The sequence below is a fragment of the Wolbachia endosymbiont of Glossina morsitans morsitans genome (assembly GCF_000689175.1).
Taxonomy (GTDB): Bacteria; Pseudomonadota; Alphaproteobacteria; order Rickettsiales; family Anaplasmataceae; genus Wolbachia; species Wolbachia pipientis.
Window position 1 is genome coordinate 1 of the sequence record NZ_AWUH01000010.1, and the last position, 7,586, is coordinate 7,586.

Consider the following 7,586-nt stretch of genomic DNA (forward strand, 5'->3'; position numbering starts at 1 on the left):
AAAGTCCGTCATGTTTATTCTTGGCTCTGAAATGGATTATGTAGAAGAAAAATTTACATCGGGTTTTTATTTTTCTAAAAATACCTAATGAGAAAGGAAAAATAGTGGTTGTGGAGAGAGTTTTCTATGTCTAGCAACTATTTTACATTGTTTGAAATCGAACTAGCTTTCAATATCAGTTTTGATGAGTTAGAGAAAAAATATATCGAGCTAAGCAGGACTTATATAAATGAAAGACAGTCCCAAAACATGGAAAATATTAACAGAGCTTATCAGATACTAAAGTCACCGCTAAAACGTGCTGAGCATTTGTTGAATCTTTTTGGTGTGGCAAAGGGTAATCATCCGAATTCTGAAATATTAAATGAATCAATAGAAATAAGAGAGTACTTACTAGACTGCGACGATCTACAATTTGCAAGCAGGATGATTGATGAAAAAATAAAAGATTGCGTTAAAAACCTAATTAACACTTTTGCTGTAAAGAATTTTGATGGAGCTGCTACACAGGTCTTAAGATTGAAATATTTATATAAGTCATTTGAGGAGGTGAAAAAGAATGCAACCAATTCAAATTTCTGAACCAAATTCAAGTGAAGTAGTTTTTGGTATAGATCTTGGTACTACCAATTCTTTAATTGCCATGGTAAATAAAGCTGGCAATGTGGAGATATTTAAAGATAAGCAGGGAAGAGAGCTACTGCCTTCTGCTCTTTCATATGAAAATAATACATTGAAAACTGGCTACGATGTCGGTCAAAACGCAATCTATTCAATAAAGCGTTTAATGGGTAAAAGTGTTAAAGATTTGAACAAGATGGGTGTTTATCTTGAAATAGATAACGAAAGTGAAAAAGTTATTAGAATAAAATGCGCAGAGGAAAAGTATCTTACTCCTATTGAGATTTCTGCTGAGATATTAAAAGCTTTATGTGAGAGGGTAAAAAAGTCTAAGGGGCTGGAAGTAAAAAAAGCAGTGATTACTGTGCCAGCTTACTTTGACGATTCAGCACGTAACGCAACTAAATATGCAGCAAAATTAGCTGGAATAGAAGTTCTTCGCCTCGTTAACGAGCCAACCGCTGCAGCGCTTTCTTACTCCATTGAAAAGAACAATAACAGTGGAATATATGCAGTTTATGACCTTGGTGGTGGAACATTTGATATTTCGATATTGAAATTGCATCAAGGAGTGTTTCAAGTCCTTGCGGTTGGTGGTGACACCAAACTCGGCGGTGATGATTTTGATCATTTGCTGAGTTCAATTGTGATTGATAAGTATAGAGAAAAGACGGCTAAGCAACTAAATTCCTTACTTATCGAATCACGCTCTGTGAAAGAGTACCTAAGCAATCACACTATAGGTATCTTCGAATTTAATGTTAACGGCAAGCCATTTGAGTGCGAAATTACCAGAGAAGAATTCGAGCAGGCAATCAGTTCTTTGGTCAATAAGACTATCAATATAGTCACTCGTACTATAAGTGATATAGATCTTAAAATTGATGATATAAAAGGAGTAATTTTAGTTGGTGGTGCAACTAGAACACCATTGGTTCAAAATTCACTAGTCAAACTCTTTGGAAATAAAGTACTAAATGACGTGGATCCAGATAAAGCAGTTGCCATTGGGGCAGCTCTGCAGGCTCATGATTTAATTTCGAGCTCAAAAGATAGGAATATTCTCCTGGATGTTCTACCTTTATCACTTGGCATAGAAACTATGGGAGGCATAGTTGAAAAAATCATACCAAGAAATACGCCACTGCCAGTTTCAGAAACAAAAGAGTTTACAACTTATATTGATGGGCAAACAGCAATGAAAATTCATGTTTGTCAGGGAGAACGTGAAATGATAGAGGATAACAAATCTCTAGCGCAGTTTGAACTAAAAGGTATACCGCCACTGCCTGCAGGTTCTGCAAGAGTTGAAATAGAATTTACAGTTAACGTTGACGGAATCTTGACTGTTACTGTAAGAGAAAAAACTACTGGAATTGAGCAGACAGTTAAAGTAAATTCAAGTTTTGGCTTGAGTGAAGCTGATGTTCAAAATATGGTTGACCAGTCAATAAACAGCTTTGACGAGGATATGAAGGCTCGTTCCCTTGCAGGCGCTAAAATTAATGGAAATAAACTCATACACTTGGTTGAAAACAATAATAACCTTTCCACTGATCAAAAGTTGAAAAACCTATTACAAAATGCAAAAAACGCTTTACAAGGCAATGACTTGAATGAAATTAACAATACTATCGCCGAGTTAGAAAATTTTTCTTTAGAGTTGTGTGAATTAACAAATAGGTAGAAAAAGCTTACACAACCTTGTGCAATACCCTATTTAATCTCAAAGCAACAGGTAACCTGAAATTAAATGGTAACCAATCGACCTTTCCTAATTTAAATGATAAACCAACTATGCTTACACGCCCAATGATATTTTCCACTGGCACAAAACCAACTTCAGGAAACCTACTATCTAAAGAATTATTTCTATTGTCTCCCATAACGAAAAATTGATCGTTAGGTACATAATAAACCGGAGTGTTATATGATAGCTTATTAGAAATGTCATCTACCAAAATCTCATGTTCCTTGCCACTTAAAAGCGTTTCTATATATCTTGGTATGTTACGATTTGACTCATAATCAAAAAAACTTTCAATTTGCCTTCGCTCTACTTTCTGATCATTTAGGTATAATTCTCCCTCTATCATTTGCACTTTGTCACCTGGTGTTCCTATTACTCGCTTAACAAACCTGATGCTGTCATTTCTTGTGGGTTTGAAAACTACTATGTCGCCACGCTTTGGAGGAGTATAAAAAATCCTGCCGCTAAAAATGTTTGGAGAAAATGGAAAGGAGTGTTTACTGTAACCGTATGAATATTTACTAGTAAAAATGTAATCCCCTTCAAGTAGGGTGCTTTTCATTGAACCAGAAGGTATATGAAATGGAATTTTAGGTGCAGCAATTATTTCTTTTTTATTCTTAATTGGATTATGGTCTACAGGTAATTATATAAAACATTACAAGACTTCATGTGATCTTAGTTCTTCCAACTTTTCCTACTTTGTTTTTCTTATAGATTAAGCTTATTATAATACATAAATTAAAAAATGGTAATATGAAATTTTACTTGTGAATGTTATTCCTCTATTCAAAACAATTTTGAAAAGGCGGTTCATTTCTTTCAACGGTGTCATCCAAGTAGCGTGACACATAACTGTACGAACATTGCAATTTGCAGATGGCAGATGAAAGTAGCTGATACACATCTCTACGAACATTTGCTTTTGTTAAGGTAATATGGTGTTATGAAAGTAGCTGACACTGGATGGCTTTGTTGCATCGCTACTTATGAAAGGCTAATATAGTTAGGATTATAAGCAACCTATTGAAAATCTTGTTTTTTTGCAATCAATCTGGTCAAATTTAAGAATAGTAATTTGTTATTTATATTAATAAATTTAATTCTATTGAAAATAGCTAAAGCATTGAAATTCTTGAATTTTAGCCGGATTGGTAAATGGTAGTGAAAATTTCTTTTACTCAAATTTAGGTATTCATTGACCGTTCTTGTTATAAATACCAGAATAATAAGTTACTGATATTCGCTATCTTTTTTATCTTTAATCCATCATAGCTAGCGATGCAACAAAGCCCACTGGAATCCAGGTTGTAACCGTTCACGGATTGTGAGAATGAATAAAGAACTAAGCAGTCGTAACTTTTGGAAGGGATTTTGGCCATTGAGACGTGATGTCAAAAATATCGACAACATTCTTTCCACAAATCTTTTTCCATGTTCCGACCAGGTGAAAAAGCTGTTTTTTACGATAGCCGTCTAATTTGCCGTTCTGCAAGGTTGTTGATTGACTTCAGGCTTTCGTAAAAACTTCCACACCATATCCTCGGCCTTAACATCTTAATGGCCATTCTCAAACCATTTACAAGCCTTGTCATTTCATGCCCCCCTTTTTGCATTAGTTGTGTAACATCTTTTAATATTAGCAAGGCCTATAATAGTGCAACACTGCCTTACGTATTGCCAATCCAAATTCTACTTGCTGTAAAATAACACAATCTGCTACATCGCTGCTAATCTCAATCCCTCTGTTTATTGGCCCTGGGTGCATAACAATCGCATCTGGTTTTGCGTATGATAGCTTTTGTGAATCAAGTCCATACAAATAAAAATATTCTTTCTCTGAAGAACTATTATTCATGCGCTCTTTCTGCAATCTCAAAAGCATAATTACGTCAGCATCCTTTATACCTTCAATTAATGAATAATGGACTGAATCTACTTCAGGAAAATGCTTACAAATCAAAGTTGGTGGTGCGACCAAGTTTATCTCTGCTCCAAACATTTTTAGCAACCTTATATTTGACCTTGCAACTCTGCTGTGCAGAATATCTCCACATATCACAACTTCGAGGTCCTTTATTTGCTTTTTGTGATTGCTGATTACAAGATAGTCTGCAAGAGCTTGAGTTGGATGTTCACTACTTCCATCGCCTGCATTGATTAGCGAGCAGTTAACATACTTTGCCAGTGTATTAATGATACCACTACTTTTATGCCTGATTATTATGTAATCAGGATTCATTGCATTTAATGTTTTGATCATGTCTTTTAGATCTTCTCCCTTGTTAATAGAAGAAGATCTTATTGGCAAAGTTACAACATTTGCTCCAAGGCTTTTTGCTGCTATTTCAAAAGACGCAAGTGTACGCGTTGAATCTTCAAAGAATAAATTTATTACTGTCTTATTTTCCAAGATATGACTATTTGCAACTTCTTTTTTAAGGTACTGTTTGGCCAACTTAGTTATATTTTCTACATCATCGACTGTAAGGTCTGAGATGTTTAACAAATTCCTCCTCTTGTTCATAGTTTCCTTTTCAACTACTTGAACCTATTCTACTTTCTTATTACCTTTTTTCAATAGACTTCTTGTGCAGCAATTGTTTTGGTGAAAGAACGGAAAAAGATAGTAAAGTCAAAATTAAGTTAGAAGGAAGAAAAAGTTCAGCGAGTCAAGAGTAAGGTATATTAGCATAAATCTTTCATCCCAATGTTTAGTGGCGCTGGGGATTACTTCCACTTACACTCATCCGCTACCATAACAGCCTTAAAAAGATGCTTCTCAAGTTCACTTAGAGGCAAATCACTTTGTGAATAATTTCCCCAAGATTTTAGTATATCGGAAGTTTCAACGCCTTCAATAATAGGATATTCTTGGTTTTTTTTAGCGTATAACTCTTGAGCCTGCTTGCTTACTAAAAATTCCAATAAGACTATAGCATTTTCCCTGTTTTTTGCGTTTTTTGTTACTGCTGCACCACTGATGTTTACCATTACACCGTGATCGTTGCGATTAGGAAAAAAAGCCCCTAGCTTGTCTGCAACATTCTTTTTATTTTCTGATGAAAGAATTCTCGCAAAGTAGTAGCTGTTTACTATTGCAACATCTCCCTCACCCGCTGCTACGGCGTAAATTTGATCAGTATCACCACCACTTGGTTTTCTTGCCATATTGCTCACAATTCCGCTTACCCATTCTTTCGTCTTTTCAAAACCATTATTTGCAATCATAAAAGCAATTAACGATCTGTTATATGGACTTGTAGAAGAACGCACTAATATTTTTCCTTTCCATTTTTCATTTGCTAAATCTTCATAAGTACTTAAGTCCTTAGGGTCTACTGACTCTTTATTGTAAACCAATATCCTAGCTCTTTTTGTAAGACCAAACCAATAATCTTCACTGTCTCTAAATCTTGCAGGTATAACACTTTTTAAAACCTCTGAATCTACTTGAGATAAAAGTCCTCTTTTTTTGGCTAGAATTAAGTTGATTGCATCAGCAGTCAAAAATAAGTCAGCTTCACCACCGTTTTCCATTCGTGAAAGTAGCTGAGAATAATCATCAATGATGTAACGTACTTTAATACCTGTATTTTTCGTGAATTCATCAAACAAAGTACGTACTAATTCTTCTTTGCGCGATGAATAAACATTTACCACTTGTGAGTCATTAGTTCCGTCGTTTCTGTATAAATAAGTAATAACTATCAATATAATTGCTATTAAGGATGTGAATATAAAGGCTCTTTTCATATTGGATAAAAAATAACTTCTTTCAGTTAAAGTTACCAAGATGGTACAACTTTGGCAAGTGTAAAGTTCGTTAGATAAATCATAAAAACTTCCTTGACAAGCTTCGCCAGCCCCCTTATTATAACACTGGAGCTATTTATTTATCTTCGCAATCTCTGCGGTGGATTAATGACAAAAAACTTAATGTATTTGGCGTAAATCATGCTTAATTTTTTGCATTATGTGCACCTTATGTCTTTATAAAATTTCTAGGTTTTTACCTAATATAAGCTGAAATGCGCTATTTAAAACATTAAAAAACGCCAACTTAAAAAATGGATAGTGAATAACTAGCTACCCTAGGGTTTCTTTTGCCTTTTTTTCTGTTTAGTAAATTGTATCCGTTCAGCGGAATGGTAGAATAAGGTAGACAAAGTGATCTAAACAAGATAATCATAGAGCAAAAGTGAGGTAATGTGGTAAACCTTTTAGAACTTTGCAAAAATTTACAGCAAAAAATAGAAAAACTGGAAGCAGAGATAGAAAACTTAAAAGCAGAAAATAAAGCTTTAAAGATAGAGAACGCTGAATTAAAGGAAAGGCTCGGTTTAAATTCAAAAAACTCATCCCTGTCCAGCCCAAAAGAGCTATACAAAATAAAAAAGGACAAGCCAAAAAGCGAAAGGATTGTTGGCGATTAGGTTGGGCATTAAGGAAATTTTCATGCCACAATGGAAGCGGATAAAGTAGTAAAAATAGAGTTGCCTAATATTTGCGAATGCGGAGGAGAGCTTGTAATATGCGAAAAAACTTATGTTCACCAAAAAGTTGATCTTCCCGAAATTAGGTAGTAATGGGAACATGGTCGTTATCGGAGATGCAGAAAAAGAAAAAGTAGCAAGTTACCAGAATGTGTTACGCCAGATACATTTGGTCCAAGGGTTAAGTCTATAATTGCAGCACTCAGCGGATTTTACAAAAACTCAAGGCGTGAAGTGGCTAGTGGCTAGTATCATAAATGACATTTTTAATTTGAACACAAGTGTTCGCAGCATATCAAATCTTACTATTACCCCCAAATATGAGGATCATGAGCAAGTCTCCATCCTTCTGCTGGATCAAAGAGATTGTTTTTCTTCTTTACATTTTTATTTAAAAAAATAAGAAGAATGCTGAGAGTTATGGAATCGAGGTAGGTTGATCATTAGTGTGCATACGAGAGAAGGAGGGACTGTGACGAAACGAACAGACATACATACTGTAACATGTGATTGTACTTAATAATTTTTCTTAAGAATGCAACTTTGCGTTGTAGGAACTGTTAAGTTCATTGGCGAAAACTCTCCCGTTTTTTGACAAGCGACGAAAAGGACAAAAGAAAGTGTAGTAACCAATGAGGAAAGCAGAGCAATTTGCCAGGTTTTACTAAGGAAAATTAAGTGAAAATTTATATGAAACAGGAGCAGATATGAGCGCGATT

General features: G+C 34.8%; 4 protein-coding genes and 4 pseudogenes. 5 read left to right on the forward strand and 3 right to left on the reverse strand.

The window, feature by feature from the left end; genetic code table 11:
* The 3 genes and pseudogenes from WGMM_RS07420 to hscA all read left to right on the forward strand — a co-directional run.
* Positions 1-166: pseudogene (locus WGMM_RS07420) on the forward strand (iron-sulfur cluster assembly accessory protein); the annotation flags it as partial.
* Entirely contained in the window at positions 127-582 is a 456-nt protein-coding gene (locus WGMM_RS00270; protein ID WP_038248193.1) for an iron-sulfur cluster co-chaperone HscB C-terminal domain-containing protein, read from the forward strand. The pseudogene WGMM_RS07420 and the gene WGMM_RS00270, both read left to right, overlap by 40 nt.
* Positions 560-2,308, forward strand: coding sequence for a Fe-S protein assembly chaperone HscA (gene hscA, locus WGMM_RS00275; RefSeq protein WP_038248196.1), 1,749 nt, complete (start codon positions 560-562; stop codon positions 2,306-2,308). The genes WGMM_RS00270 and hscA overlap by 23 nt, the downstream gene beginning before the upstream one ends.
* Positions 2,309-2,315: 7 nt before the next feature.
* Here hscA and lepB read toward each other — a convergent pair.
* Positions 2,316-2,957: pseudogene (lepB, locus tag WGMM_RS00280) on the reverse strand (signal peptidase I); the annotation flags it as partial.
* Here lepB and WGMM_RS07285 point away from each other — a divergent pair.
* Positions 2,953-3,048 (forward strand): annotated as a pseudogene (locus tag WGMM_RS07285) (phosphatidylglycerophosphatase A); the annotation flags it as partial. The pseudogenes lepB and WGMM_RS07285 sit on opposite strands and share 5 nt — an antisense overlap.
* A 962-nt stretch (positions 3,049-4,010) precedes the next feature.
* On the opposite strand, the gene WGMM_RS00285 reads toward WGMM_RS07285, so the two are convergent.
* Together WGMM_RS00285 and WGMM_RS00290 are read right to left on the reverse strand one after the other, a co-directional pair.
* Entirely contained in the window at positions 4,011-4,898 is an 888-nt protein-coding gene (locus tag WGMM_RS00285; protein ID WP_038248208.1) for an aspartate carbamoyltransferase catalytic subunit, read from the reverse strand.
* Between the two features lie 203 nt (positions 4,899-5,101).
* The gene (locus tag WGMM_RS00290) at positions 5,102-6,127 is read right to left on the reverse strand and encodes a Fe(3+) ABC transporter substrate-binding protein (RefSeq protein ID WP_038248211.1); all 1,026 of its coding nucleotides are present in this window, start codon (positions 6,125-6,127) and stop codon (positions 5,102-5,104) included.
* Positions 6,128-6,582: 455 nt separating this feature from the next.
* Between WGMM_RS00290 and WGMM_RS00295 the strand changes: the two are divergent.
* A pseudogene (locus tag WGMM_RS00295) lies at positions 6,583-7,168 on the forward strand (cell division protein ZapB); the annotation flags it as partial.
* Between the last annotated feature and the right edge of the window lie 418 nt (positions 7,169-7,586).

What these genes read in the sequence shown, in the direction of transcription:
- WGMM_RS00270 (WP_038248193.1), top strand. Translation starts at nt 127, where the DNA reads ATGTCTAGCAACTATTTTACATTGTTTGAAATCGAACTAGCTTTCAAT.
- hscA (WP_038248196.1), top strand. Translation starts at nt 560, where the DNA reads ATGCAACCAATTCAAATTTCTGAACCAAATTCAAGTGAAGTAGTTTTT.
- WGMM_RS00285 (WP_038248208.1), bottom strand. Translation starts at nt 4,898, where the DNA reads ATGAACAAGAGGAGGAATTTGTTAAACATCTCAGACCTTACAGTCGAT.
- WGMM_RS00290 (WP_038248211.1), bottom strand. Translation starts at nt 6,127, where the DNA reads ATGAAAAGAGCCTTTATATTCACATCCTTAATAGCAATTATATTGATA.